Below are 1,288 nucleotides of genomic sequence, written 5' to 3' on the forward strand. Positions count from 1 at the left end.
GTCGCAGACCGCGAGGGCGCGCAGGACGTCGAGGGCGACGGGGTCCCGCACCCCGTCGAGCGCCGCGGCGGCGTGCTCGCCGATCACCTGGGCCGCGATGGCACGGGCGTGCTCCACGTGGCCGGCGTCCGGCGGGTGCCCCGCCCGGGCGAAGCGGCGCAGGGTGTCGCGTACGACGGTGGGGTTGCCTCCGGTCGCGTCGGCGACGGCGGCGACGAAGGAGCGGTCGCCGAGGGTGCCGCAGACGGCCCGTACGGCGTCGGCCGTCCCGGCCCGGGTGAGGCCGGGCAGCGCCAGTTCGACGGTGGTGGCCGAGCCGGTGAGCGGGCTTCCCGCGCACCAGTCGAGGCCGAGGTCCGCCGTGCGGATGCTGCCCGTGAGCACGGCCAGCGGCGTGCGGGGCAGCCGGCGTATCAGGGCCTCCAGCCAGCGCAGCGAGTCGGGGTCGAGCTGGTGGACGTCCTCCACCACCAGGAGGACGGGCCGGTCGCGGGCCACGGTGAGCAGACGGGTGAGCCCCGGGAACCGGCCGGGCCCGCCCTGGCCGAGGAGGAGATGCGGCAGATGGCCGGCGAACTCCTCCTGTCCTGCCATCAGTTGGCCGACCACGCCGTAGCGCAGGTCCCGTTCCGCGGGTGTCGCGCGAGCCGTGAGGACGCGCAGTCCCCGCTCGGTGGCGTGCCGGGCCGCCCACCGCAGCAACTCGCCCTGCCCCGCGCCGGGTTCACCCGTCACCGTGACCACGGCCGGGCGGCCCGACCGCAGTTCCCCGATCACGGCGGACAGCACGGCCTGCTCACGGTCGCGTTCCAGGAGGGGGAGGTCGGCGAGCACCGGCCCGCCGCGGTGGGGGCGCCCGTGCCCTTCCCCGCCCGCCCGGTCCGGGACGTTCACCGGATCGCCTTGTGCCCGCATGGCCTCACCGGGTCGCATCGGACCCGGTGCGCCCCTCGCGGGGGCCGGGAGCGGGCGGGGTGTCCACGTGCAGGGCGTCCGCGAGTTCGGCACGGCGGGTGATCCCGAGTTTGCGGTAGACGCTCGTGAGGTGGAGTTCCACCGTACGCACCGTCACGAACAAGGACTCCGCGGCCTCCCGGTTGGTCACTCCCGAGGCGACCAGCGTGGCCACCGTGCGTTCCGTGCCGGTCAGCATGTCCAGCGGTGACACCGTGACCTCGCGCATCCTGCCGCCGGCCCCGACCAGCTCCTCGCGGGCCCGCCGGGCGAGCGCCACGCAGCCGCAGCGGCGGGCGAGCGCGACCGCGTCCCGCAGGTGTTCGCGCGCCTC

Annotated in this window: 2 protein-coding genes; both read right to left on the reverse strand. The window is 76.4% G+C overall.

Annotated features, from left to right (window positions below):
- The coding region (locus tag B7767_RS49200) for an ATP-binding protein (protein ID WP_306298049.1) at positions 1-894 on the reverse strand (894 nt) is incomplete at its 3' end.
- Positions 895-919: 25 nt separating this feature from the next.
- On the reverse strand, positions 920-1,288 hold a 369-nt coding region (locus B7767_RS38955; protein WP_143652901.1), incomplete at its 5' end, for a helix-turn-helix transcriptional regulator.

Source organism: Streptomyces sp. 13-12-16, from assembly GCF_002114215.1.
GTDB lineage: Bacteria > Actinomycetota > Actinomycetes > Streptomycetales > Streptomycetaceae > Streptomyces.